This is a genomic window from Massilia sp. Root335, assembly GCF_001425685.1.
GTDB lineage: Bacteria > Pseudomonadota > Gammaproteobacteria > Burkholderiales > Burkholderiaceae_D > Telluria > Telluria luteola.
This window is the reverse complement of sequence record NZ_LMCY01000043.1, coordinates 15243-41644: the sequence shown is the minus strand read 5'-3', so window position 1 is coordinate 41644 and position 26402 is coordinate 15243. Positions and strand designations below refer to the sequence as shown.

The window sequence follows — 26402 nt, the reverse complement described above, 5'->3', positions numbered from 1 at the left end:
GGGAGCCGCACGGCTCGGTATCTGTTCGTCAATTAACACTCAGCCGTAAGGCTCCGCCCCGCGACGACTCAGGCCGCGGCCCGTTTTTGCTGGCTCTGCATCAGATCGACGAAGGCCGCATACGCGCGCCGCAATCCGTCCGGCAACGGCGTGCGTGCCTGCCAGCCGAGGGATTTCAGCTTGGACACGTCGAGCAGCTTGCGCGGCGTGCCGTCGGGCTTGCTGGTGTCGAACGCGATGCGGCCGCGGTAGCCGACGGTCTCGCCGACGAGGCGCGCCAGCTCCGCGATCGTGACGTCCTCGCCGGTGCCGACGTTGATGTGCGAATGCATGGGGTCGGTGGACGCGGCATACGTGTCGCGGTCGAGATTCATCACGTAGACGCTCGCTTCCGCCATGTCGTCCACGTACAGGAATTCGCGCATCGGCTTGCCGCTGCCCCAGATCAGGACCTCCGGTGCGCCGTCCAGCTTCGCCGCGTGGAAGCGCCGCATGAGGGCGGGGATCACGTGACTGTTTTCCGGGTGATAGTTGTCGCCCGGACCGTACAGATTCGTCGGCATCACGCTGCGGTAGTCGGTGCCGTATTGCCGGTTATAGCTTTCGCACAGCTTGATGCCGGCGATCTTCGCCATCGCATACGGCTCGTTGGTCGGCTCCAGCATGCCGCTCATCAGGTACTCTTCCTTGATGGGCTGCTGGGCCAGGCGCGGATAGATGCACGAGGAACCGAGGAACAGCAGCTTCTCGACCCCGCTCTGCCACGCTTCGTGCACGACGTTCGCCTGCACCATCATGTTGTCGTAGATGAACTCGGCCGGATACGTGTTGTTCGCATGGATGCCGCCGACCCTGGCCGCGGCCAGGTAGACCTGGTCGATGCGCTCGCTGCGGAAGAACGCGCGGACCTGGGCCTGGTCGGTCAGCTCGAGTTCCGCGTGACTGCGCGTGACGATGTTCGTGTGCCCTTGCGCGCGCAGCACGCGCACGATGGCAGAACCGACCAGCCCGTTATGGCCGGCCACATAGATGCGGGGTTCAGTATTCAACGTTCACTCCAGTGAAATTGCGACGTTGTAGCCATGCGATGCCAGCAGCTTGTGGCGGCGCGCCGTCTCGAGGTCGTGCCCCACCATTTCCTGCACCATCGCTTCGAAACTTGTCCGGGGTTCCCAGCCCAGCCGGCGGCGCGCCTTGCCCGGATCGCCGAGCAGCGTCTCGACTTCCGTCGGACGGAAATATTGCGGGTCGACGGCGACGATCGGTTGGCCCACCGCGACGCCGGGCGCCTTGTCGCCGTGGACCGCGGCGATCACGCCCCGTTCGTGGATGCCCTCGCCCTGCCACGCGATCTCGATGCCCAGTTCGCGCGCGGCCACGTCGACGAAATGGCGCACGGAATACTGGCGCCCCGTCGCGATCACGTAGTCCTCCGGCGCGTCTTGTTGCAGCATGAGCCACTGCATCTCGACATAGTCGCGCGCATGGCCCCAGTCGCGCAGGGCGTCGAGGTTACCGAGAAACAGTTGCTGCTCCAGGCCCTGCGAAATGTTCGCGAGACCGCGCGTGATCTTGCGCGTGACAAACGTCTCGCCGCGGCGCGGGGATTCGTGGTTGAACAGGATGCCGTTGCAGGCGTACAGGCCATACGCTTCGCGGTAATTGACCGTGATCCAGTAGGCGTACAGCTTGGCGACGGCATACGGACTGCGCGGATAGAACGGCGTCGTCTCGCGCTGCGGCGTTTCCTGCACGAGGCCGTACAGTTCCGACGTCGATGCCTGGTAGAACCGCGTCGTCTTTTCCAGGCCGAGGAAACGGATCGCCTCCAGCAGGCGCAAGGTGCCGATCGCGTCGACGTCGGCCGTGTATTCCGGCGATTCGAACGACACGGCCACGTGGCTCATCGCGCCCAGGTTGTAGACTTCGTCGGGCCGCACTTCGCACAGGATGCGGTTCAGGTTCGACGTATCGGACAGGTCGCCGTAATGCAGGTGGAAGCGGCTGCCCTCGACGTGCGGGTCCTGGTAGATGTGATCGATCCGTTCCGTATTGAAGAGCGAGGCGCGGCGCTTGATGCCGTGTACTTCGTAGCCCTTCGCAAGCAAGAGTTCCGCGAGATACGAACCGTCCTGTCCAGTCACACCCGTGATCAGCGCTTTTTTCATGTGCCTGCTTTCCTGGCGAAATGTTATGCAAAGTCAATAAAAAATTGCAATCTCATCAATTATTCTACGCAGCCCATCCGGCGTCGCAAGCGCCGATCCGATTGAATCCGCCTCTTTAAGTCGAACCTAAGTGACCCCATCTGACGGGGCGCCGGCTTCAGAAGGCGTTCTCGCGCGTGAGCACCACTTTCACGGTCTTGAGCACGATCCACAGGTCCAGCCACAGCGACCAATTGCGCAGATAATCGAGGTCGTACTGGATGCGCGCTTCCATCTTGTCCAGCGTGGCAGTTTCACCACGCAGGCCATTGACCTGCGCCCAACCGGTGATGCCCGGCTTGACCTTATGGCGCAGCATGTATCCCTTGATCAGCTTGCGGTATTGCTCGTTGTGCGCGACCGCATGCGGCCGCGGCCCGACGATGCTCATCCGGCCCTGCAGCACGTTGACGAATTGCGGCAATTCGTCGAGCGACGTGCGGCGCAGGAAGCCGCCGATCGACGTCACGCGGTCGTCGCCCTTGCGCGCCTGCACGACGGAACTGCCGTTCTCCATCACCTTCATCGAGCGGAATTTGTAGACGATGATCTCTTCACCATACAGGCCATAGCGGCGCTGGCGGAAGATGACGGGACCCGGCGAACTCACGCGGACGGCCACGGCGATGGCCACCATCAGCGGCGCCAGCAGCAGCAGGATGAGGCAGGACAGCACGATGTCGGAGCCGCGCTTGATCGTGCTGTTCAGGCCCATGAACGGGGTCTCGCAGATCGCGATCACGGGCATGCCGCCCACGTTGTCGAAGCGCGCCTGCATGAGGTCGAAGATGTAGACGTCGGGCAGGAAATACACGGAGGCCGTCGTATCCTGCAACTCTTCGATGAGCTTGCGGATGCGCGGCTGCGCCGAGATCGGCTGGCTGATGAAGATCATCTTGATGCCGTTGTTGCGCACGTACTGCGCCAGCTCGTCCGTCTTGCCCAGCATCGGGTGCGGCAGCTCGGCCGGGCGGCGGTCGCCGTCGCGGTCGTCGAAGAAACCGCGCACCTGCATGAACAGGTTCGGATGGCGGTCGCAGATGGCGGCGAACTTGAGGCCCACGTCGTTGACGCCGACCACCACCACGGACCGCACTTCGCGGCTCTTGCCGGGCCGGTTCGCCACGCGCACGGCGATGTGGCTGCCCAGCAGGACCAGCGGCGTGGCCACGGCCCAGGCCAGCAGCACGCGCTCGTCGTAATAATATTTGAGGCCGCTGGACGAGCCGAGGAACATCAGCACGGCGAGCGTCACGCACCAGCCGAACACGGTGTCGCGCGCATAGGCCCACATCCGCCCGCTGCGCCACGTGCGGTACGGATCGATGTGCTGGTACACGGCCGACGAAATGAAAAAGGCCAATACCATCAGCACCAGCAGGTAGCCCGAGAACGGTTCATGGAACAGCAGCGCCGACAGGTACAGCGTGCCCATGATGATCAGCGGATCGAGTACGCGCTGGAAAAACGAAATCAACGGTATGTCATTGACGGTCATGAGAATGATCTGGAACTGCGCAATCAGAACTGCGCACTGGCCGACAGCGTCACACTGTTCGACTTGAAGCTGCCAGTACCGAGCACGGCCGACCCGGTGCGCGCCTGGTGCGCGAGCCCGGCCGATACATGCACGGTCGGCCGCGGCGACCAGGTCGCGGCGAGGCTGCCCGTGCGGATGGAATCGCGGATGTCGCCCAGCCTGGCGAACGTCTCGCGCGCGTTGTAGTTGCGCCGTTCGTAGACGGCGTCGGCGTTCACCTTGATCTTGGCCGTCGCATCCCACTGCGCGCCCACGCTGGCGCCCTTGTTCAGCGTATAGCTCACGACCGTGCTTTCCAGCGGCGCGAAGTCGCGCCAGACGGCGGCGGTATAGGTCATCTTGCCGCGCGGCTGGTACGTGGCCTTGACCTTGCCGGCGATGCCGCTCGTCTTGCCCGTGCCGAACGAAGGCTGGTTGCGCCGCGTGTAGCCGACGAGGGCATCGAAGCTCGTCGAGCCCGTGGCCAGCCACAGCACGCGCGCCTTCAGTTCGTCCTGCGTGAAATTGTCGTTGAGGAGGAAGGGACCGACGGGACGCGGATACGGATACGTGCCCTTGACCCGCCGCGCCACGAGGCCGACGGTGCTGCCGCTGCTCGGCAGGTAGTCGAGCTCGAGCTCGCTCGCGTCCTCGGTACGATTGTTGTAGCGCTGGGCAAACAGCTCGTAGTCGTATTTGTCGCGCTGGAAGCCGGTGCGTACGCGCCAGGACGAGTGGAAGCGCCAGGCGCCTTCGGCGAACTGGCTGCGGCTGCGGCGCAGGTTGCGCTCGTTGCTCGCGAAATCCGTGTACGGCGCGAGCACCTGTTCGTAGGTCGTGCCGACCTTGCCTTCCAGGTGATTGCCGAGCTGCCAGAACCAGGTTGCTTGCACGTCCTTGCCATCGTAATTGAGCTGTTTGAAGTGGTTGAAGTCGTACTTGGACAGCTTGGCGACGATGGAAATCCGCTGCCGGCTATAAGTCTTATCGAAGATCAATCCGCCCTCCCGCTGCCACCACGAATCGGCGCGGGTGCCGTCGAACGCGGGCGCGTCGTCGGGCACGCGCAGCAGGTTGTCGTCGTGGCCGTAGGACACGCCGGCATAGAGGTGGAGCGCATCGTTGGGCCCGGCACCGGCCGGCAGCGTGAACAGGGTGCAGAGCAACAGGGCAAGGGGACGTACGCGGGAATTCGACATGGTCGTTTATCTTCTTTGAAGTGTTAATTGCCGGACGACTTACCAGTAAGACCAGTTCCCGGTTCGAACCACCCACACGCCCAGCAGGCCGTTGGTCACGGCATGCGCCAGGATCGGCGACCACAAGTTGCGGTGACGCATGTACAGCAGGCTGTAGGCCGCACCGGCAACGATCCCGGCAAGCCAGAGGTTATGTTCGAAGCCGAACAGCAGGACGGTAATGACGAAGCTTTTGATACTCAGTTGAGAGGGCTCAACCGACTCGAAATCAGGATCGTCCACCCATCGCATCAGGAAAGAACGCCAGAACAATTCTTCCATGATGGGCACGACGAGCGCGGCGCCGGCGATGCGGATCGCCACGAGCAGCCAGTCGATGCGGCCGCCGACGCGCGGGTCGAAGCCGGGCGGCGAACCGACGACCATCCAGCCGGCATCCAGGGTGATCCACAGCACGAGCACGGCGACGCCGGTCGCCAGCGCGATCGACGCGGGCAACGGTGCCAAACGGAAACGGGAAAGTTCTTGGTAGCGGCGCCAGAACAGCGCCAGCAACAGGGCCACGAGGGCGATCTTGGCGGGATACAGCCAGCGCAGGGTGTCCGGCCGGACACCCAGGCGCTCGAGCACGTCGCCGGCAACGATGAAGACGAGGTAGGCGGCGAAAGGGAGGATGCGGATCCAGGCCGCGCGGTTGAACATGGGAGCGTCGGCGGGGATGGCTGCCGTGGCGGGCACGGCGTAGCGGTCGTCATGCTCAGTCATGTTTCTCCGTCAGCGGGCACCTGGCCCGCGCTTGTCGCGATGCGCTAGCGCATGGGTTACTCTCCCCTCGCGCGCGCTTCGAGGCGCTCCCAGCGCTCGAGGGTCTCGAGCAACGATTCCTCGATCTCCGCGAACCGGGCATTGATCCGGCGCGCGTCGGCGGGATTGGTCTTGTAGAAGTCGGGCGCATTCAGCTGCGCCGTGATGGCCGACTGCTCGTCTTCAAGGCTGGCGATGAGCTGCGGCAGTTCTTCCAGCTCTCGCTGCTCCTTGTAACTCAACTTTACCTTCTTGCCGGATGCGTTCTGTGCGCTGGATGACATATCCTGCGCTTTCGCCGGTGCGGCCTTGCCGGCGGCCGCCGGCGCGGCGGGCGTTGCCGCCACGGTGGACTTCACGCGTTCCCAGTCGCTGTAGCCGCCGACAAATTCCCGCCACATTCCCTGCCCTTCGGAAACGATGACTTGCGTGACGACGTTGTCGAGGAACGTGCGGTCGTGGCTGACGAGGAACACGGTGCCGGCGTAGTCCGTCAACAGTTCTTCCAGCAATTCGAGCGTCTCGATGTCGAGGTCGTTGGTGGGTTCGTCCAGCACGAGGCAGTTGGCGGGCTTGGCGAACAGGCGCGCCAGCAGCAGGCGGTTGCGCTCGCCGCCCGACAGCGATTTCACGGGCGAGCGTGCGCGCTCGGGCGCGAACAGGAAGTCGCCCAGATAGCTCATCACGTGCTTGCGCTGGCCGTTGATCTCGACCCAGTCGCTGCCCGGGGCGATCGTGTCGGCCAGCGACGCCTCTTCGTTCAGCTGCGCGCGCATCTGGTCGAAATAGGCGACGTTCAGGCGGGTGCCCAGCTTGACGTTGCCGCTGTCCACGGTCTCTTCGCCAAGAATGATTTTCAGCAGCGTCGTCTTGCCGGCGCCGTTCGGGCCGATCAGGCCGACCTTGTCGCCGCGCATGATCGTGCCCGTGAAGTCCTTGATGATCACCTTGTCGCCGTAGGCCTTCGAAATGTTTTCCAGTTCCGCGACGATCTTGCCGGAACGCTCGCCGGTCGCCACGTCGATGCGCACCTGGCCCTGCTGGTCGCGGCGCGCGCTGCGCTGCAGGCGCAGGTCTTCCAGGCGGCGCACGCGGCCTTCGTTGCGGGTGCGGCGCGCTTCCACGCCCTTGCGGATCCACACCTCTTCCTGCGCGAGCACCTTGTCGAACTTGGCGTTCTCGACTTCTTCGATCGCGAGCAGTTCGCGCTTGCGCTCCTGGTACTTGGTGAAATTGCCGGGGAACGACAGCAGGCGGCCGCGGTCCAGTTCGACGATGCGCGTGGCGACGTTGTCGAGGAAGCGGCGGTCGTGGGTGATGAACAGCACGGAGCCGCGGAATTCGCGCAGCAGGCCTTCGAGCCACTGGATCGACGTGAAGTCCAGGTGGTTGGTCGGTTCGTCCAGCAGCAGCACGTCGGGACCGGACACGAGCGCGACGGCCAGCGCCACGCGCTTCTGCATACCGCCCGACAACGTGCCCATCTTCGCGTCGCCCGCCAGGCCGAGGCGGCCCAGCGTCGTCTCGACCCGGTTGCCGAGGTTCCACGCATCCGCCGCGTCGAGCTTGACCTGCAGATCGTGCATGCGTTCCATGACCGCATCATCATTGCCTTGGCCAAACTGTCCGGTCAGCGACTCGTACTCGGCCAGCATCGCCTGCTGGTCGCCCATGCCGGCGGCGACGGCGTCGAACACGCTCATGTCCGGATCGAAGACGGGCTCCTGCTCGACATACGCGATCTTGACGGTCTGCTGCATGACGAGCAGGCCGTCGTCCAGCTTCGAGCGGCCGGAAATGATTTTCAGCAGCGACGACTTGCCGGTGCCGTTGCGGCCGATGAGCCCGACGCGCTCGCCGGTTTCCAGCGAGAAATCGGCATGGTCGAGCAGCGCGACGTGGCCGAAAGCCAGTTGCGCGGAAGAGAGGGAAATGACAGCCATGGTGTAAGGCCGCGTCGCCGATCGGTGCGCGGACATCAATAAAAGTGTGAGAAAGCAGGCATTGTACCGAAGGGCGGCCCGGCCCGATAAACCGCCGCGTTGCGGTGGTGATGCGGATGGGGAATCGGCGGGAATGGTGTCGCCAGCAGGAATCGAACCTGCATCTAAGTCTTAGGAGGACCTTGTACTATCCATTGTACTATGGCGACACGCTGTACGGCAGTCAGCCATTCTACCCGACCCGTGCCGCTCCCACAATATTCGTCCCGCCCGTACCAGGCAATCGCGTGAAGAATCAAGGACGGCAGGCCAGGCAGCCTTGCCAGGCAGCCGACATCCCAGCCGGCTTTGAGGCGTTTGGCGGCGATACCGGGCTGTGCCGCCGGAATCGCCGATTCATGCAGGCAATCCCACCGGGCGCGGCGCGCGGGCGCTCAGGCGGAAGCTCGTGACCAGGGCCGCCAGGCGCCTTGCTTCGTCCTGCATCGAACCGGCGGCGGCTGCCGCCTGCTCGACCAGCGCCGCATTCTGCTGCGTGGTCGCGTCGATCGACGACACTGCGTCGTTGATGTGCCTGATGCCGGTGCTTTGCTCTTCCGACGCGCCCGCGATGAGAGCGATGATGCGGGTGACTTCGTCGACGCTGGCGACCACGTCGTCCATTGTCGACCCGGCGCGGGAAACCAGAACGCCGCCCCTGTCGATGCCGTCGACCGAATCGTTGATCAAGGCCTTGATCTCCTTTGCCGCCGCGGCGCTGTGCCGGGCAAGGCTGCGCACCTCCGACGCCACCACGGCAAAGCCGCGTCCTTGTTCGCCGGCCCGCGCGGCCTCGACTGCCGCGTTCAATGCGAGGATGTTGGTCTGGAAAGCGATGCCATCGATGACGGCGATGATGTCCACGATCCGGCCCGCCGATGTCTTGATCTTCTCCATCGTCCGCACCACCTGCAAGACCACGTCGCCACCCTGCTGGGCCACCGCGGATGCGCGCTGCGCAAGCTCGTTCGCCTTGCCGGCGTTGTGCGCGTTCAGTGCCACGGAGCGGGTGAGTTCCTCCATGGCAGCCGCGGTTTCCTGCAGGGCGCTGGCTTGTGCTTCGGTTCGCGCGGACAGATCCAGGTTGCCGCTCGCGATCTCCGACGAAGCCGACGCGATCGCGGCAGCGCTGGTGCGGATGTTGCCGATGGTGGCGGCCAACTGCCTTTGCATGGTCTTCATTCCCGACAGGATGCTGTCCTGCATGCTGGTGGTTTCGATATGTTCCGAGAGATCGCCGACCGCGATCCGGGAAGCGATTTCACCGGCATAGCGCGGATCCCCGCCGATCGTGCGCTCCAGGCTGCGATTGATCGCGACGACGATGGCCGACAGCAGGACGCAGACGGCAAGCAGGACCGCGCCGGATTGCAGCAGGGATGTACGGAAAGCGGCATCGATATCGTCGGTATATACGCCGGTAACGATATTCCAGTCCCATGGCCTGTAGGAGGCCGTGCGCGACAACTTCGCCGACGGCTCGGTGCCGCCGGGCCGCACCCACCAGTATTCGATGAAGCCGGCGCCGGACGCGCTTTTCCCGGTTGCGACGATATCGCGGTAAAGATAATTCCCTTTCTTGTCCTGGAAATCCCACATCAGCTTGCCCTCCGCCTCGGGTTTGCTTGGATTCATGACCACAACGCCTCGGCCGTCCACGATGGAGATATAGCCATCCACACCATACCGCTGGTGGCGCAGCAGTTCCATGGCGGCTTTCCGGGCCTGCGTTTCGCTCATCTGGTTCGCCCTGACCCTCTCGGCGTACATCGAGATGCCCGACATCGCGGTGTCGACGATATTGACCAGGTCTTTCTTTCTTTCCGCAATGCGCAGCTCGCGCATCTGCAGCGCCCCATAGACAAAGTCAGCGCAGATGCACGCCAGGCTGCACAGCAGGGGAATCCACAGTTTTTGCCTGAAGCTCAGAGTTTTCATGGTATTCAGCACGAGGCCTCGATTTGACTGCAAGGGATATTCATATTCTGCGCTGCTTGATGGCAACTAAATAAATCATACCTTAATAAACTCGCCGAAAAAGCGGGAATCGTGTCAAGAAAAATTTACGACCACGGCAATAATTAGTTGATTGCCTGCAATTCATTTATGAGATTACCCTAAGGGGGGACCCGGTCAACCGGTGCGCGCCGGCCGGTTTGTCAGATTCCCAATTCCGCATCATATAAAGCAATAAAAATACCCCTGGAAAAACCGCTTTTATCCAAATATATTTCCGGCCGAAAGAATTGTAACGCCCCGACTTTCATGCTGGACGCATTTGCAAAATGCATGTTATATTTTTTCGCCGTCGCTTTAACAATCGGCCTCCTGAAAATGCATCAAATCGGTGCATTGCACCGTTTTGATTCATCCCGATCAAACGTTCATGAATCCGGATTCATCGGCGAAACGCCGATGCAAAGCCGTTATATCGCCATGCGCAAATCTGTTTCGCCAGGTCGCGAAAAGCCCGCGCATTCTGACTGACAACCATCGTTCTTCCGTGAGATTCCCATGCATACGAATACCCTCAAGTACGATTTGCCGGCCGGCATAGTAGTATTCCTTGTCGCCTTGCCCCTGTGTCTCGGTATTGCCCTCGCCTCGGGCGCGCCTTTGTTTTCCGGGATTATTTCCGGCATTATCGGCGGCATCGTCGTCGGTGCCGCCAGCGGTTCCCACACGAGCGTCAGCGGTCCCGCCGCCGGGCTGGCCGCCGTCGTCCTGGCCTCGATCGCGAAACTCGGCGCATTCGAAGTCCTGCTCGCATCGATATTGATCGCCGGCGTGGTGCAACTGATACTGGGCGTCGCCCGCGCGGGTTTCATCGCCAATTACATTCCCTCGAATGTCATCAAGGGATTATTGGCGGCGATCGGCATCCTGCTGATACTCAAACAGATTCCCCATGCGATCGGCTATGACAGCAATCATGCCGACGAAACATCCTTCATCCAGGCCAATGGCGAAAATACGTTTTCGGCCATCCTGCACGCGGCCGGCGCCATTACGCCCGGCGCGCTGATCATCGCACTCGTGTCGATGCTGATCCTGGTGTATTGGGACAAGACGCCGCTGAAAAACGTCAAACTGCTCCCGGCGCCGCTGTTCGTCGTCGCACTGAGCGTATTGCTGCATCTGGCGTTCAACCGGTTCTTTCCGGCGCTGAGCATCGCACCGGCCCACCTCGTCGATATTCCGCCCCTCGATATGGCCAACCTGGGGAATTACCTGCGATTCCCCGACCTCGCCCATTTCACGAATCACGACGTCTGGATCGTCGGCGTCACGATCGCCATCGTCGCGTCTCTGGAAACGCTGCTGAACGTGGAAGCGGTCGACAAGCTCGATCCGCACAAGCGCGAAACACCGCCGAACCGGGAACTCGTCGCGCAGGGCGTCGGCAATATCTGCGCCGGCCTGCTGGGCGGCCTGCCCGTCACGTCGGTCATCGTGCGCAGCTCCGTCAACGTCCAGAACGACAACCGGACCAAGGCATCGAGCATTTTTCACGGCGTGCTGCTGCTCGCCAGCGTGCTCGTGCTGGCGCCCGCGCTGAACCTGATCCCGCTGGCGGCGCTGGCCGCGATCCTCATCGTGACGGGCTACAAGCTGGCCAAGGTTTCGCTGTTCCGCGACATGTACCGCAAGGGCTGGTCGCAATTCCTGCCGTTCGCCGTCACCGTCGCCGCCATCGTGTTCACGGACCTGCTGACGGGCGTGCTGATCGGTCTCGCGGCCAGCCTGTTCTACCTGATGCGCAGCAATTTCCGTAATCCGTTTTCGCTGGAGCAATATCGCCTGCACATAGGCGACGTCGTCAAGATGGAATTGCCGAACCAGGTGTCGTTCCTGAACAAGGCGACGATCAAGAGCGCGCTGTGGGATATCCCGGAAAATGCGCACGTCGTGATCGACGCCGCCAACACGGACTATATCGACAACGACGTGCTGGAGATCATCGACGACTACCGCGTCGTGGCGGCGGAACGCAACGTGCGCCTGAACGTCATCGGCCTGCGCGACGAATACCGCCTGCACGACCCGATCCAGTTCGTGCCCGCGCTCGACAAGGACACGCAGAACAAGCTGCGTCCGGCCGACGTCCTGCAACTGCTGCGCGACGGCAATGAACGCTTCCGCGCGGGCCGCACGACGAACAAATACTATCTGCACCAGGTCGAGGCGACGGCGGCCGGACAGCATCCGATGGCGGTCGTCGTCAACTGCATCGATTCGCGCACGTCGCCGGAAATCATTTTCGATGCGGGCCTGGGCGACCTGCTGACGGTGCGCATCGCGGGCAACGTGATCAGCCGCGAGATCATCGGCAGCCTGGAGATCGCGCACAAGCTGGGGGCGAAACTGATCGTCGTGAAGGGCCATTCGAGCTGCGGCGCGATCGGCCTCGCGCTGCAGAACGAAGGGGCGCACAGCGTCGGCGCGATCACCGGCAAGATCCGCAAGGCGATCGAGGATTGCCAGTGCGGCGCGCACCATCCGCCCGCGGGGCAGGCGCTGCTCGAGCAGGTCACGCGCCGCAACATCGAGAATTCGCTGGACGAGATCATCGCCGGCAGCGCGTTCCTGCGCGAGCGCGTCGCGCGCGGCGAGATGGGGCTCGTGGGCGCGTACCACGACATCGCCACGCGGACCGTGCATTTCGGCGAGCTCGTCACGCCGGACGATGCCGGCGGGCGGAACGACCTCGCCGCCTGACGCGGGCGCCGCGCCGGGGCCGTCGCCGTCAGGCGGCTTCGGCGCGGGTCTCGGCCCCGGCTTCGGCGCCGAGACCCTGCGACAACATGCTCCCGACCTTGTCCACGAGCGCGTTCATGGCGAACGGCTTGGTCAGGATTTCCATCTGCGCGGGCAGTTTTTCGTTCTTCATGACCGTGCTTTCCGCATAGCCCGTCACCATCAGCACGGGCAGCTGCGGCCATTGCACGCGCACGTGGTCGGCCAGCTGGCGGCCGTTCATGCCGTTGGGCAGGCCGACGTCCGTCACGAGCATGTCCGGCCGCGCGTCCTTCAGCAGGCGCAGCGCCTGCGGGGCGTCGCAGGCGACGAGCACCGTGTAGCCCTGCAGCTCCAGCACCTCGCTCATCACGGCGCGGATGTCGGCCTCGTCGTCGACGACCATCACGACGCCCTTGCGGCTGCCGGCTTCCAGCGGCGGTTCGACGTCCGCGGCTTCCGCCGGCGGCGTCTCCACGAGGTGGCGCGGCAGCAGCAGGCGCACCTCGGTGCCCTGCGCCGGCCGCGATTCGATGCGCACATTGCCACCCGACTGGTGCGCGAAGCCGTACACCATCGACAGGCCCAGGCCCGTGCCCTGCCCCATCGGCTTGGTCGTGAAGAACGGGTCGAACGCGCGCGCCACCACGTCCGGCGGCATGCCGGCGCCGTTGTCGCGCACGCTCACCTGCACGTACTCGCCGGGCCGCAGGTCGCCGTGGCGGCGCGCCTGGGCCGCGCTCAGGGTCACGTTCTCCGTCTCGATGACGAGCAGGCCCCCTGCCGGCATGGCGTCGCGCGCATTGTTCGCGAGATTCAGCAAGGCGGATTCGAGCTGGTTCGGATCGCACAGCGTCGTCCACAGCGCGGCCGCGAGCCGCGTGCGCACGGCGATGGACGGGCCGGCCGCGCGCTCGATCAGGTCCGTCATCGACATCACGAGCGCGTTGACGCTGGTCGGCTTCGGGTCGAGCGCCTGGCGGCGCGAGAACGCCAGCAGGCGGTGCGTGAGCGCGGCCGCGCGCTGGGTCACGCCGAGGGCGGCGTCGATGCGCGTCGTCAGGTCGCCCGTCTGGCCCATGCGCAGGCGCAGCTTCATCAGTTCCAGGTGGCCCGTCACGCCCGCCAGCATGTTGTTGAAATCGTGCGCGAGACCGCCCGTCAGCTGGCCCACCGCTTCCATCTTCTGCGACTGGCGCAGCGCTTCCTCGGCCTGGCGCAGCGCGTCGGCCTGGTGCTTTTCGGCCGTGACGTCGCGCGCGACGCCGTACAGCAGCTCGCCCTCCGGGGAGATCGTCCACGACACCCAGCGGTACGAACCGTCCTTGTGCAGCAGCCGCACTTCGTAGCCGACGAGCGGCATGCCGCCGGCCAGCTGGCGCATCTTTTCCAGCACGTCGTCGCGGTCTTCCGGGTACACCATGTCCATGAACGGGCGCGACGTCGCCTCGTCGAAGCTCCAGCCGAAGCTCGCGCTGAACGCCGGGTTCACGGTGAGGAAGCGCCCGGTCGCCAGCGACGCCGCGCACATCACGTCGGGCGAGATGCGCCACAGCCGTTCGCGGTCGCTCGCGTGCGACGCGACCTGGTGCGTCAGCGCCTCGTTCAGGCGGCGCAGCGTCTCTTCTTTCCGGCGCAGCGCCGCGAGGGCGCGCACCTTGTCCGTCGTCTCGACGACCGTGCACAGGATGCCGCCGACGGTGCCGTCGTCGTCGCGCACGGGGCTGTACGAGAACGTGAACCAGGCCTGTTCCGGACAGCCGTGGCGCGCCATCGGCACCGGCGTGTCCTCGTGCCAGGTGGCCTCGCCGGCATAGGCCTTCATGGCGATCGGTCCGACCGTGTCCCACGCTTCGCGCCAGACCGCGCGGAACGGCAGGCCGAGCGCGGCCTTGTCGCCGAGCAGCGGCGCGTAGGCGTCGTTATGGAAACTGATCAGGTCGGCACCCCAGCACAGGAACGTGGGGAACCGGGAATTCAGCGCCAGGCCCAGTGCGGTGCGCAGCGCGGCCGGCCAGTCCTCGATGGGCCCGAGCGGCGTGGCGCGCCAGTCATGGGCGGCGATGCGCGCGGCCGTCTGGCCGCCGCCGGTGAGGAAAGTCAGGCTGGGGGAAACCGTGGTCTTCATAATCCTCGCTCATGCAATCCCAAGTCGATGGCGTGCTCCCGGCACTCTGTGGTGCCGTGCAAAGTCGACTATTTTAATGACAAGCTCATGACGGACGGCGCGCGCTTGGCGCGGTCCGTACGGGGCAAAAAGGACGCCCGACAAGTTGCCGTACTGCCTGGGGAGTGGTGCATGCCGGCCACGGCAAAAGATCAGTATGCCGGAATCCGCAGCCGTGTGGAGGGTAGATTTACAACATTTTTATGACAATTTTTCGCCTTTTCCAGCAGGAATTTAACGTTGCAGGAAAGGTGAACCGATCACATGGCGAGGTGCCGGGTGGCATCCGTCTGGCGCAACACGGCCCGGTGCGCGGCTTCCAGTTCGCGCGCGAGGCCGGCGTCGTCCGGGGCGGCGCGCAGGGCGTCGAAGCCCGCCGCGGCGCCGTGCAGGCCGAGCGTGCGGCACCCTTCGCACAGGCGCGCGAGATGGGCGCGCGCGGCATCCACCTGGCTGGCGGCCAGCATCGCGGCCAGGTCCGTGCCGGCGCTGACCAGCTGGCGCTGCAGGCCGCCGAGGTACAGCAGCAGGCGCGTGGCGTCGATGCCGAGGCGACGCAGCGTGGCCGCGGGCTGCTCGTCCGCCGCGCGCATCAACGGGGTCAGGTGGAGGGCGACGCGCGCGCTGTCGAACGGCTTGACGATGTAGCCGGCCGCGCCCAGCGAGAGCGCCTGCTCCATCGTCGCGCCGTCGGCGGCGGCCGAGACGAGGACGAACGGCAGGCCGGCAAAGCGCGCATCGGCCTTGGCGCGGGCCAGCAATTCCATGCCGGACAGGCGCGGCATGCGCAGGTCGCAGAAGACGATCGTCGGGTCCAGGCCGCCGTCCAGCTGTTTCCAGGCGTCCTCGCCGTCCTCCGCTTCCAGCACATCGAATACGCCGCTGGCCGCGCCGTCGATCATGTGCATCAGCATCATGCGCGACACGACGTCATCGTCGACTAACAAAACCTTCATCCCTGCCCCATGTGTCGCAATTGTTAAATGGAAATTATACAGACATCCGGGGTGCGCACGATTCAGGCCGGTTCGGCTTCGAAGCGGGCGAGCAGGTCCAGCAGGCGCGGCAGGCCGGCGCGCACGGCGTCCAGCTGGCCCGCGTCGGCCAGCCCTTCGAGTTCGGCGCACAGCGCGCGCAGCGACGCCTCGCCGAGGTAGCCGGCGCTGCCCTTGAGGCCGTGCAGGACGCGCCCGGCCGTATCGTGGTCGCCCTGCGCCAGCGCGAGGTCCAGTTCGGCGCGGCGGCGCGGCAGGTCGGCGAGGAAGGCGCCGCGCAGGCGCTCCTTCAGGTCGCCCGTGCGGCGGCCCGCGTTGTGCGCCGCCACGGCCGGGAGCAGCGGGTCGCTCGCGACGTCGAACATCGCGTCCAGCTCCGCGGTCGACGGCGCGCGCGCGGCCGGCTCCGGCATCGGCGGAAGCACGATGCCGCGCTGCAGCTGGCGCTCGATGGCGCGCGTCAGGTGGAAGTGCAGCTGGGCGTCGTCGATCGGCTTGGTGATGAAGGCATCCATGCCGCAGGCCAGGTAGCGCGAGCGGTCTTCCTCGCTGACGTTGGCCGTGAGCGCGACGATCATCAGGTGCTGGTCGAGCACGGGCGCCTCCAGCGGGCCGCCGGCGCGGATCAGGCGCGTGGCCGAGGCGCCGTCCATCTCGGGCATGCGGCCGTCCATCAGGATCAGGTCGAAGCGCGTGCGCGCGCACGCCGCCACGGCCAGCGCGCCGTTCTCGACGACGTCGACCTGGTGCCCCAGTTCTTCGAGCATCATGCGCACGATGATCTGGTTGGTCGGGTAGTCTTCCGCGCACAGCACGCGCAGGCGGTGCGTGTGCGGCGCGCGCGGCCGGTCGTCGACCACCGGGGGCTGCACGCCGTCCGCCAGCGGCAGCACGAAGCTGAACGTGGAACCGACGCCCGGCGTGCTGGCCACGCCGATCGTGCCGCCCATCAGCTCGACGAGCTGGCGGCAGATCGCCAGGCCCAGGCCCGTGCCGCCGTAGCGCCGCGTGGTCGTCGCGTCGGCCTGCTCGAATTTCTGGAACAGGCGCGGCAAGGCGTCCGGCGCGATGCCGATGCCCGTGTCTTCCACCGAGAAGCGGATCATGTTGCGGCCGGCCCGGTCGTACTGGTCCTCGGGCCGCCGTTCGACGCGCACGGTGACGGACCCGCTCTCGGTGAACTTGAAGGCGTTGCCGACGAGGTTCACGAGGACCTGGCGCAGCCGCGTGGGGTCGCCCACGACGAAGCGCGGCAGGTCCGGATCGAGGCGCACGCCGAAGCCCACGCTGTGCGCGCCGGCCTGTTCCTCGAACAGGGTGACGACATGCCCGATGTTCTCGTCGAGGACGAAGTCGATGTTCTCGATGGTCAGCTTGCCCGCCTCGATCTTGGAAAAATCGAGGAGGTCGTTGATGATCGCGAGCAGCGACTGCGCATTGGCCTGGCCGCGCAGGATCTGCTCGCGCGTCGACTCCTTGAGGACCGTGTCGCGCAGCGCGAAGCCGAGCATGCCGATGACGCCCGCCAGCGGCGTGCGCATCTCGTGGCTCATGTTGGCCAGGAATTCGGACTTCTGGCGCGTCGCGTCTTCCGCGCGCTGCTTGGCCTGGTACAGCCGCTCCTCGTTTTCCTGCAGCGCGTCGTTGGCGAGCGCCAGCTCGTTCGTGCGGCGCCGCACCTGGCGTTCCTGCTCGCGCAATTCCTCGGTCTGGCGTTCGAGCAGGCGGTTCTGCTGCTCGATCCGTTCCGTACGCGCGCTGACCTGCTGTTCCAGCATGGCCTTCTGGCGGCGCAGGACGTCCACGCGGATGCGGTAGGCGCCGTAGCAGCAGCCGATCACCACCAGCGCGCACAGCGTGCGGAACCACCACGTCTTCCAGTACGGCGGCAGCACCGTGACTTCCAGCGTCGCGGCGGCGTCGCTCCAGATGCCGTCCTTGTTGGCCGCGCGCACCTGGAACGTGTAGCGGCCCGGGTCGAGGTTCGTGTAGGTGGCGAAGCGCTTGCTGGCGTCGACGCCGATCCAGTCCTGGTCGAAGCCCACCAGGCGGTAGGCGAAGCGGTTGCGGCCCGGCGCGGCGAAGTGCAGCGCCGAGAACTCCAGCGAGAACACGGAATCCTGCGGCGTGAGCGTGATGCCGGACAGGCGTTCGATGGGCCCCGGCAGCATGCCCGGCCGGACGTCCTGCCATGGCTGGCCGAAGATCTGCAGCCCCGTGATGACGGCGCGCGGCGCGATCAGGTTGTCGTGCAGCGCGCGCGGATTGAACGCCGTGATGCCGTTGTTGCCGCCGAAGTAGAGGGTGCCGTCGGCCACGCGCAGCGCCGACGCGTCGAAGTAGGCGCCTTCGATCGTGCCGTCGGTCGCATTGTAGTTGCGCCACGCGCCGCTGGCCGGATCAAGCCGGTGCAGGCCGCTCGAGCTGGACACCCAGATGAAGCCGTCGAGGTCTTCCTGCATCGCGGCGACGACGTCGTCGGCCATGCCGTCGCGCACCGTGTAGCGCTGGAAGCGTGGCGTGCCGTCCGGGCCGATCACCATGCGGTTCAGGCCCACGGCCGTGCCGACCCACAGGTCGCCGCGCCGGTCTTCCAGCAGGTAGTGCACCTCGTCGTGCGACAGGCTCGTCGGATCGTCCGGGTCGTGGCGGAAGTGGCGGAACTTGCCGGTCGCGCGGTCGAGCAGGTCGAGGCCGTCGAACGTGCCGACCCAGAAGCGGCCGTGGCGGTCTTCCAGCATGGGGCGCACGATGTTGTCGGCGAGGCTCGCGCCCACGGCCGGGTCGTGCTGGTACGTCGTCTGCTTGCCGTCGGGCGCGATGCGGTGCAGGCCGCCGCGGCTCGCGGCCCACACGGTGCCGTCGCGCGTGACGTGGACATTGCGCACGTAGTTGGCGTCGACGTCGTCCGCGGACAGCGTGCGCCGCGTCAGCTTTCCCGTTGCCGGGTCGAAGCGCGCCAGCCCGTTGCGCGTGCCGAGCCACACGGCGCCGTCGCGGCCGAGCGCCACCGACGTGGCCATCGCGTCGCCGGAGATGCCCGCTTCGACAGGCGCCAGGCGCCACGCCTGGTCCGCGCCCGTCGCCGGATCGAACAGGTGCAGGCCGCCGTTCGTCGCCAGCCACAGCTTGCCCCCGCCGTCGCCGACGATGCCGCGCACCTTGTTGTCTTCCAGCGCGAGCGGCGTGTCGTCGCCGCGCACGATGCGCGCGAAGCCGCCGCTGCCCATGTCGGCGCGCGACACGCCGCCGTACCACGTGCCGACCCAGAACGTGCCCACGCGGTCGCCGTACAGCGCCGTGACCTGGTTGTCGCCCAGGCTGTAGCTGTCGGTGATGCGGTGCGGATGCCGTTCGAACTTGCCTTGCGCGGGGAGCCAGCGGTACAGGCCGCGGTCGTGCGAGCCGACCCAGACCTGGCGCTCCGCATCCTCGTACAACACGCTGATCTCGCCGGACGGCATGCCGTCCTCAAGGCCGAACGTGCGGACCTCGCCCTTCTGGCCGACCGGCAGCCGTTCCAGGCCGCCCATGCTGCCGACCCACAGGCCCTGGCCGGCGTCGACCATCAACGCCTGCACGAAGTCGTACTTGCCGCCGCGCGGCGACGGGTGGTGGCGGAAGTGCATGCGCTCCGGATCGAGGCTGTCCAGGCCGGCCGCGGTGCCGATCCACAGGTGGCCGTCGCGCGCGCGCGCGAGGGCCGTCAGCTTGTCCGAGGCGAGGCTGTCCGGCACGCCGGGCACGTGGTGCCACGTGTCGAAGCGGCCGCTGGCGATGTCGAAGTGCTGCAGGCCGTCGGCCGTCGCCAGCCACAGGCCGTCCTTGCCATCGTCCAGGATGGCGCGGATGTGACGGTTGCCGTTGCCGCGCTTGGCCGGTTCGTCCGGCAGGAAATGGGAGAACGCGCCGGTGGCGGGCTCGTACCGATCGAGGCCGCCGTCCGTGCCGATCCACAGCCGGCCCTTGCGGTCGACGTAGAGCACGCGCACCCAGTTGTTGGCGAGCGTCTTGGGGTCGCCGACGACGTTGCGGAAATTCGTGAAGCGGTAGCCGTCGTAGCGCGACAGGCCGGACTGCGTGCCGAACCACATGAAGCCGTCCGGGTCCTGGACGATGGACAGCACGGATTCCTGCGCCAGGCCGTCGTCCACCGACAGGTGTTCGAAGCGCAGGGTCGGCGTCGGCGCGGCCTGGGCGCACCCGAGCCACAGGAACATCCACGCAAGCGCCAGCAGCGCCTTGAGCGCCTTGGGCGCGGAATGCCATCGTCTCATGCTTCGAAAAACTCCAGTACGTCGTGGCGCCGGACATAGGTGTCGCGCTGGCCCAGTGCCATCAGTTCGCGCGTGTAGCCGCCCTCGAACAGCAGATACGACGCGAGCGCGGCGCCGCGCGCCTCGATGGCCCCGATCCCGCCGAGCAGCGTCCGCACGGGCCCCGGCAGGCTGCCCGCGTGGCGCGCCGCGATGTCGTCCAGGCGCTCCGACGGCACGATCGCGAGCAGTTCGATGCGGCGCAGCGGCGTCTTCGCCAGCGCCTCGTCCGGCACCATGGCCAGGGTGGCGTTGACGCGCTGCAGGCGCTCGATGTCCATCGCGAGGCTGTCGAGGAAGATCGACGACAGCGCGTGACCGGCGATCTGCGCCAGGCTCGGATAGCGCACCCGCGCCGGCAAATGGTTCACGGTTTCGTTCATGCGCCCCGCGCCCACGACGAGCACGCGGTGCGCGCCCAGGTGGATCGCGGGCGCGATCGGCGCCAGCTGGCGCATCGAGCCGTCGCCGCAGAATTCCAGGCGGCCGTCCAGGTACAGCGGCACGGCCGGGAAGATGAACGGCAGCGCGCTCGACGCGAGCAGGTGTTCGACGCCGATCTGCCCCGCGAGCGCGATGCGCTGGTGGCGCTTCCACGGCGCGATCTCGCGCTCGCTCTGGTAAAACGTCACGTGCTGGCCGCCGCTGTACGACGACGCGGTGACGGCCAGCGCGTCGAGGCAGCCGCTGGCCAGCGCCGCGTCCAGGCGCGGCAGGTCGAGCATGCGGTGCAGCAGGCCGACGAGCGGCGTGTTGTCGAGCAGCGAGGTCGGCGGCGCCGCATGCCACTGGCGCAGCATCCAGCCGAACGACAACAGCGACAGCCAGCGCGCGCCGGAGCGCAGCACGCCCAGCGAGTCGGCGCGATACACCTGCGTGACGTCGATGCTCTCCCACACGTCCACCAGCTGGTCGACGCCGTCGCCGAAATCGTCGGCGCGGCAGGCCAGCGCGGCGGCGTTGAGCGCGCCGGCGGACGTGCCGCAGATGATCTCGAACGGGTTGCGCGCGGCGGGCCAGCCCGCCTCCCCCAGGATGCGGGAGATTGCCTGCATGACCCCAGCCTGGTAAGCCGCGCGTGCGCCGCCTCCGCTGAGGATCAACCCCGTTTTACGTTCAATGTCCACACGGCAAGATTAGCAAACTCTGCTTAACTTGCGTTGAATAAATAGCTTCTCGACAAACACTTCGTTGTATGGAGGCCTCGACAAACGGTAAAAATGTCGGTGGCGTAACGAGCCCCACCCGTCAATCGCCTTTTGCGATACCTTCGCGACGCGGGTCGGCGCCGCCGAACCACAGCGGCACGCCGTGGATGTCCATCCGCGCGATCCCTTGCAGGCCGGACGTCTGCTCGAATACGCGGACCGTGTGGCCGCGCGCCTTGAGCGCCTCGATCTCGGCCGCCGGGAAGCGGCCGGTCTCCAGTTCGGTCGGTCCGTTGCGGCTGCCGAAATTGGGCAGGGAGATGGCCTGCTGCATGTCGAGGCCCCAGTCGAGCGTGCCGACAAGGACCTTCGCCACGTAGTTGATGATCAGCGGACCGCCCGGCGAGCCGACGGCTTCCACGAACCGCCGCGTCTTCTTGTCGAACACGATCGTCGGGCTCATCGCGCTGCGCGGGCGCTTGCCCGGCTCGACGCGGTTGGCGATGAGGCCGCTGGCGTCGCGCGAATCGAACGAGAAGTCGGTGAGCTGGTTGTTCAGGATGAAGCCGTCGACCATCTGGCGCGACCCGAACGCGTCCTCGACGCTCGTCGTCATCGACAGGCCGGCGCCGTACGGATCGACGGCGACGATGTGCGACGTCGAATGCGCCTCGATCGAATTGTCCATGCCCCAGTTCCAAGCCGACTCGACGCCGGGCGGATGGCCGGCTTGCGCCTTGCCCATCGACCGTTGGCCGATCAGGCTGGCGCGCTGGGCGAGATAGCCCTTGTCCAGCAGCGCGGGGATGCCGCGGCCGGGCAGCGGGACGAAGTCGGTGTCGGCGGCGTAGCGGTCGCGGTCCGCGTACGCGAGGCGGCCCACTTCCGTGAACAGGTGCACGGCCTCCGTGCCCGGGATGCCGTCGCTGGGGGCCAGCGCTTTCATGTCGCGCGTCTCGAGCATGCCGAGCATCTGTGCCACGGCAATGCCGCCCGACGACGGCGGCGGCATGCCGCACACGGTGTAGGCGCGGTAGTCGTTGCAGACGGGTTCGCGCAATTTCGGCTGGTAGGCGGCGATGTCGGCGGCGCTCAGGAGGCCGGGATTGGTCGGGTGGCTCTTGACCTTCGCTTCGATGTCGCGCGCGATCCGGCCCGTATAAAACACCTCGGCGCCGCCGTCCGCGAGTTCGTGCAGGGTGCGCGCCAGCGCGGGGTTCTTCAGCACGTGGCCGACGGGCCACGGATTGCCGTCCGGCGCGTAGAAATAGGCGCGCGCCGTCGGGTCCTTGCGGATGTACGGATCCTCGGCGAGCAGGCTGTGCAGGCGCGGGCTGACGGCGAATCCTTGCTCGGACAGGCGGATCGCCGGCTGGAACAAGGTCTTCCACGGCAGCTTGCCATGCTGGCGATGCGCCAGCGCGAGCATGCGCAGCACGCCCGGCGCACCCGTCGAGCGGCCGCCCACGATGCCTTCGCGGCGCGACATCGGCGTGCCGTCCGGATGCTGGAACAGGTGCTCATCCGCCTTCGACGGCGCGGTCTCGCGGCCGTCGTAGGCCTGCACCTTCTTGCCATCGTAATACATCAGGAACGCGCCGCCGCCGATACCGGACGATTGCGGCTCGACGAGCGTGAGCACCAGCTGCGTCGCGATGCCCGCGTCGATCGCCGTGCCGCCCTGCTTCAGCATCTCGTAGCCCGCCTCGACGGCCAGCGGATTCGCGGCCGCCACCATGTATTTGCGGGCCGTCCAGCCAGCCTTTTCCGTGTAGCCGCTGGCGGCTTCCGGGGCCTGCTGCAGGGCCGGCGCGTCCTGCGCGAACGCGACGATCGGGTGACAGGCAGCGGCAAACGCGCTGCCGAGGACGAGGGCGAGCAACTTCGATTTCATGCGATCTCCACAAATGACAAACGCGCGGTCGCGCGCCGATACCGTGGAGCATCGTACCCGAAATTGCCAGACGGCTCACACCGTCTTACTTCGGCTGCATGCGGATCGCGCCGTCCAGGCGGATCGTCTCACCGTTCAGCATCACGTTTTCGATGATGGTCATGGCCAGGTGCGCGTACTCGCGCGGCATGCCGAGGCGCGGGGGGAACGGCACCATCTTGCCCAGCGAATCGCGCACTTCCTGCGGCATGCCCATCAGCATCGGCGTCTCGAAGATGCCCGGCGCGATCGTCATCACGCGGATGCCGCTGCGCGACAGGTCGCGTGCCATCGGCAGGGTCATGCCGGCCACGCCCGCCTTCGACGCGCCGTAGGCGGCCTGGCCGATCTGGCCGTCGAACGCGGCGACCGACGCCGTGTTGATGATGACGCCGCGCTCACCGTGTTCCAGCCCCTCTTCCTTGCCCATCGCATCGGCGGCGAGGCGGCACATGTTGAAGGTGCCGACGAGGTTGATGTTGACGGCGCGCTGGAACGCCTCGAGCGGGTGCGGGCCGTCCTTGCCCACCGTCTTGATGGCCGGCGCGACGCCGGCGCAGTTGACGAGGCCGCGCAGGCTGCCCAGCGCGAGCGCCGCCGCGACGACGGCCTGGCCGTCCGCTTCCGACGTCACGTCGCACTTCACGAAACGTGCCGCGGCGCCCAGCTCGGCGGCCAGCGCCGCGCCCGCTTCCTGCTGCACGTCGGCCAGCACGACCTTGCCGCCCGCTTCCACGATGGTGCGCGCGGTGGCCGCACCCAGGCCCGAAGCGCCGCCCGTCACGATGAACACATTATTCTGGATTTGCATCTGTCTCCCCTTCACTGGTCAGCTGGATATTGTCTTGCCGTTTACGTAAACGTCAACCAGCGGATTTTAGCGGGGTTTTGGTGGAAACACCATGCGTGCATCAAAAACACTGCACGGTCGTGCCGGTCCGGGTGCACATGCGGCCGCCGCTGCCGACGCCCGCGTTCCCGCTGCCGTTGAACGTGTTGCCGGCCGCATCCGTGCAAGCGATGCCCTGACAGGCCCGGATCACGCTGGAACTGGGCACCGTCGGCTGCGGCGCGGGCAGCGGCGGCGGGATCGGCACGGCGGCCGTCGCCGGAGGCGCCTCCCCGGAACGCAGCGGGCGCGGCGCCATCGGGCCTTCGCCCTGCCAGGCCTGATGGCGGCGCGCGGCGCGGCGGCGCTGTTCTTCGCGCTGTTCGTCGCGCTGTTCGTCGCGCTGTTCGTCGCGTTGTCCGTCGCGCTGTCCCTTGCCCTGCTCTTTGCGCTGCTTGTCCTGCTCTTTGCGCTGCTTGTCGGTTAGTTGCTTTTCTTGCGGCCGGGCCTGCTGAGGCGCCGGATCGCGGGCCAGCGTGTCCGCTTCGTCGCGCACCTCGGCCGGCGCCTTGCGGACCGGATCGGCATCCTGTGGGCCGCGCGGCGCCAGCACCGGGCCATAGCTCAGCCCGGCCGCCGGCGTGTGTCCGCCCGCGGCCCCATCGTTGACCGCGGGACCCGCCCTGCCGGCAGCCGGATGTCCTTGCGCCGCGCTGGCTTCGTCGGCCACGGCGGCCTCGCGGTTCGCCTGGTCCGTGCGTTCCGACTGGCGCTGCGTGGCCGCGTCCTGCGCGCGCGCCTGCGGCGCCTGGGCCGCCCCGGCCGGCGCCATGCCGGACCAGGCCAGCGCGGCGCATGCGGCCAGCGCGGCCGCGGCTGACTGTCGTCGTTGTGCCATGATGTTCGCTCCTCGTCCTTGCATTATCGGCCGCGCGGACCCGGCCCGGCGCGCAACTGTGCATTGAACACGCGTCAGGTGCGCGTCAGTATCTTCGGCCACGCTGTTAAGCTGCCACAGCGCATGTTTTTCAAACAAAAACGACCGGAAGGACCGAACGACCTGCCGCCATGGTCGTTCGAGGCCGCCGACAGGAGACGACCATGCAGACGATGCAGGAGATGTACCGCGCCCGGCGCGGCAGTGCCTTCGATGCCCTCAACCACGTGCGCAACGGCGACATGATCGTCGTGCCGACGGGTGTCGGCGAACCGCCCACTTTGCTGCACGCGCTGTCGGACGAATGCCGCAGCTTCAACGACGTCCAGGTGGCGCAGATCCTCGCCATGCGCAAGTACGGCTATTTCGCCCAGGAGCACCGGGCGCACGTGCGCCATGCCGCGCTGTTCTTCGGCGGCGCGTCGCGCGCCGGCGGCCAGGGCGGCTGGTGCGATTTCATCCCGAATTATTTTTCCGAGATTCCGATGCTGATCGAACGGGGCCTGATGCCGGCCGACGTCGTGTTCGCGATGGCCTCGCCGATGAGCGCCTCCGGCCACTTCGCCCTCAGCCTCGGCACCGACTACACGATGGCGGCCGTGGCGAAGGCGCGCGCCGTCGTGCTGGAGGTGAATCCGCATGTCCCTTACACGCACGGCCAGTGCCACGTGCACATTTCCCAGGTCACGGCGCTGGTCGAGAGCGAGGAACCGATCATGGAAGTGGGCCTGCCGCGCATCGGCCCCGTGCAGGAAGCGATCGGCCGCCTCGTCGCCGAGCACATCGAGGACGGATCGACGCTGCAGATCGGCTACGGCGGCATTCCGGACGCCGTCGTCATGCAGCTGACGAACAAGCGCGACCTCGGCATCCACACGGAGATGATCGGCGACGGCATCCTGACGCTCGTGGAGGCCGGCGCCGTCACCAACCGCAGGAAAACGCTGTTGCCGGGCAAGATGGTGGCGACGTTCGCGCTCGGCTCGCGCCGGCTGTACGAGTTCATGCACCACAATCCGATGCTGGAGATGCATCCGTCGAATTTCACGAACGACCCGTACATCGCCGGGCAGAACGACAGGCTCGTGTCGATCAACGCCAGCCTGCAGGTGGACCTGCTCGGCCAGTGCGGCAGCGAAAGCATCGGGCACCTGCCCTATTCCGGCACGGGCGGCCAGGTGGATTTCGTGCGGGCCGCGAACCGCTCGCGCGGCGGAAAATCGTTCATCGTGCTGCCGTCGACGGCGAAGGACGGCACCGTCTCGCGCATCGTGCCGACCCTGGCGCCCGGCACCCACGCGACCACGAGCAAGAACGACGTCAACTACGTCGTCACGGAATGGGGCGTGGCCCAGCTGCGCGGCAAGTCGGCCAAGCAGCGCGCGCAGGCGCTGATTGGCATTGCGCATCCGGACTTCCGGCCCTGGCTGCGCGAGGAGGCGGACCGGATGTGCGTGTTTTAAAAGAAAAGGCTGTGTTCGCGATATTTAGGTAACCGAGCGCAGCCGCCCTTAGCCGAACCGGACCGCAGCGCACAGCAAATGCGCGGGCGTCGTCAGCCGCCGCGCATCCAGCAGCCGTTGCCAGCCCGAATAATTGATGAGGTAGCGGCTCGCGACGCCGCGGAAC

The 26402-nt window shown here is 66.4% G+C and carries 17 protein-coding genes and 1 tRNA gene; 3 read left to right on the top strand and 15 right to left on the bottom strand.

Annotation, left to right across the window (positions count from 1 at the left end; translation table 11 throughout):
• Window positions 1-68 precede the first annotated feature (68 nt).
• From ASC93_RS21505 to ASC93_RS32640, 8 genes are all read right to left on the bottom strand, one after another.
• A complete protein-coding gene (locus ASC93_RS21505) occupies window positions 69-1049 on the bottom strand; it encodes a GDP-L-fucose synthase (RefSeq protein ID WP_056447303.1) in 981 nt (326 codons plus the stop codon).
• Between the two features lie 3 nt (window positions 1050-1052).
• A complete protein-coding gene (gmd, locus tag ASC93_RS21500; protein ID WP_056447299.1) occupies window positions 1053-2168 on the bottom strand; it encodes a GDP-mannose 4,6-dehydratase in 1116 nt (371 codons plus the stop codon).
• 157 nt (window positions 2169-2325) lie between these two features.
• On the bottom strand, window positions 2326-3705 hold the full coding sequence (locus ASC93_RS21495) for an undecaprenyl-phosphate glucose phosphotransferase (RefSeq protein ID WP_056447296.1): 1380 nt from the start codon (window positions 3703-3705) through the stop codon (window positions 2326-2328).
• A 23-nt stretch (window positions 3706-3728) separates the two neighbouring features.
• A complete protein-coding gene (epsL, locus tag ASC93_RS21490; RefSeq protein ID WP_056447293.1) occupies window positions 3729-4925 on the bottom strand; it encodes an XrtB/PEP-CTERM-associated polysaccharide biosynthesis outer membrane protein EpsL in 1197 nt (398 codons plus the stop codon).
• A 39-nt stretch (window positions 4926-4964) separates the two neighbouring features.
• Window positions 4965-5690 carry a CAAX prenyl protease-related protein gene (locus tag ASC93_RS21485; protein WP_082548239.1) on the bottom strand — a complete coding sequence of 242 codons (726 nt, stop codon included), beginning with the start codon at window positions 5688-5690 and terminating at the stop codon, window positions 4965-4967.
• 56 nt (window positions 5691-5746) lie between these two features.
• Entirely contained in the window at window positions 5747-7672 is a 1926-nt protein-coding gene (locus tag ASC93_RS21480) for an ATP-binding cassette domain-containing protein (RefSeq protein WP_056447288.1), read from the bottom strand.
• A gap of 134 nt (window positions 7673-7806) precedes the next feature.
• Window positions 7807-7881, bottom strand: a tRNA-Arg gene (locus ASC93_RS21475).
• Window positions 7882-8068: 187 nt separating this feature from the next.
• Complete coding sequence (locus ASC93_RS32640; RefSeq protein ID WP_056447621.1) at window positions 8069-9649, bottom strand: methyl-accepting chemotaxis protein; 1581 nt, start codon at window positions 9647-9649, stop codon at window positions 8069-8071.
• A 327-nt stretch (window positions 9650-9976) separates the two neighbouring features.
• Between ASC93_RS32640 and ASC93_RS31040 the strand changes: the two genes are divergently transcribed.
• The gene (locus tag ASC93_RS31040; RefSeq protein ID WP_157202063.1) at window positions 9977-10198 is read left to right on the top strand and encodes a hypothetical protein; all 222 of its coding nucleotides are present in this window, start codon (window positions 9977-9979) and stop codon (window positions 10196-10198) included.
• 27 nt (window positions 10199-10225) lie between these two features.
• Complete coding sequence (locus ASC93_RS21465; RefSeq protein ID WP_056447285.1) at window positions 10226-12430, top strand: bifunctional SulP family inorganic anion transporter/carbonic anhydrase; 2205 nt, start codon at window positions 10226-10228, stop codon at window positions 12428-12430.
• A gap of 28 nt (window positions 12431-12458) precedes the next feature.
• Here the strand turns inward: ASC93_RS21465 and ASC93_RS21460 are convergent, their stop codons facing one another.
• The 7 genes from ASC93_RS21460 to ASC93_RS21430 form a co-directional block, all read right to left on the bottom strand.
• On the bottom strand, window positions 12459-14576 hold the full coding sequence (locus ASC93_RS21460; protein ID WP_056447280.1) for a PAS domain-containing sensor histidine kinase: 2118 nt from the start codon (window positions 14574-14576) through the stop codon (window positions 12459-12461).
• A 299-nt stretch (window positions 14577-14875) separates the two neighbouring features.
• Window positions 14876-15571: a response regulator transcription factor gene (locus ASC93_RS21455; RefSeq protein WP_056447276.1), complete on the bottom strand. Its 696-nt coding sequence runs from the start codon at window positions 15569-15571 to the stop codon at window positions 14876-14878.
• A gap of 62 nt (window positions 15572-15633) precedes the next feature.
• Window positions 15634-19887 (bottom strand): two-component regulator propeller domain-containing protein, encoded by a 4254-nt coding sequence (locus ASC93_RS21450; protein ID WP_082548238.1) that lies wholly within the window; start codon window positions 19885-19887, stop codon window positions 15634-15636.
• Window positions 19884-21053, bottom strand: a complete 1170-nt coding sequence (locus ASC93_RS21445) for a patatin-like phospholipase family protein (RefSeq protein ID WP_082548237.1) — start codon at window positions 21051-21053, stop codon at window positions 19884-19886. Before ASC93_RS21445 ends, ASC93_RS21450 begins: the two co-directional genes overlap by 4 nt.
• A gap of 121 nt (window positions 21054-21174) precedes the next feature.
• Window positions 21175-22968, bottom strand: a complete 1794-nt coding sequence (gene ggt / locus ASC93_RS21440) for a gamma-glutamyltransferase (RefSeq protein WP_056447270.1) — start codon at window positions 22966-22968, stop codon at window positions 21175-21177.
• An 85-nt stretch (window positions 22969-23053) separates the two neighbouring features.
• Window positions 23054-23818 carry a 3-hydroxyacyl-CoA dehydrogenase gene (locus tag ASC93_RS21435; protein WP_056447267.1) on the bottom strand — a complete coding sequence of 255 codons (765 nt, stop codon included), beginning with the start codon at window positions 23816-23818 and terminating at the stop codon, window positions 23054-23056.
• A 100-nt stretch (window positions 23819-23918) separates the two neighbouring features.
• Window positions 23919-24734 (bottom strand): hypothetical protein, encoded by an 816-nt coding sequence (locus ASC93_RS21430; RefSeq protein ID WP_157202062.1) that lies wholly within the window; start codon window positions 24732-24734, stop codon window positions 23919-23921.
• A gap of 212 nt (window positions 24735-24946) precedes the next feature.
• On the opposite strand from ASC93_RS21430, the gene ASC93_RS21425 reads away from it, so the two are divergent.
• The gene (locus ASC93_RS21425) at window positions 24947-26236 is read left to right on the top strand and encodes an acetyl-CoA hydrolase/transferase family protein (RefSeq protein ID WP_200958387.1); all 1290 of its coding nucleotides are present in this window, start codon (window positions 24947-24949) and stop codon (window positions 26234-26236) included.
• Window positions 26237-26402 lie beyond the last annotated feature (166 nt).